General features: G+C 62.1%; 1 protein-coding gene. It reads right to left on the reverse strand.

Features of this window, described 5'->3' with window-relative positions; genetic code table 11:
- The coding region (locus tag SB771_RS34035) for a PCRF domain-containing protein (RefSeq protein WP_410721921.1) at positions 1–290 on the reverse strand (290 nt) is incomplete at both ends.

The following is a 290-nucleotide window of genomic DNA, read 5'->3' on the forward strand; positions in this document are numbered from 1 at the left end:
GGCGGAATTCCATGTCGGCGACGCGCTGTTCGAGCCCTTGCGCGTCCGTTTCGCAGGCGATCAGGGTTTCATCGTCGCCTTCCTCGCGGGCCATGTCGAACAGGTCCTGGGCGTCGCGCAGGTCGTTGTCGAGCGAGGTGAGTTTGCCGACCACGTCGTCGAGCAGTTTCTTTTCCCGGCCAAGGGCCTGGGCGTGCTTCGAGTCGTTCCAGACGTCCGGGTCTTCGAGTTCCCGGTTGACTTCGATCAGGCGACGAGACTTGTCGTCGTAGTCAAAGATACCCCCGTAG

Origin of the sequence: Burkholderia sp. SIMBA_051 (assembly GCF_046534915.1) — a bacterium.
In the GTDB taxonomy this organism is placed as follows: domain Bacteria; phylum Pseudomonadota; class Gammaproteobacteria; order Burkholderiales; family Burkholderiaceae; genus Burkholderia; species Burkholderia ambifaria.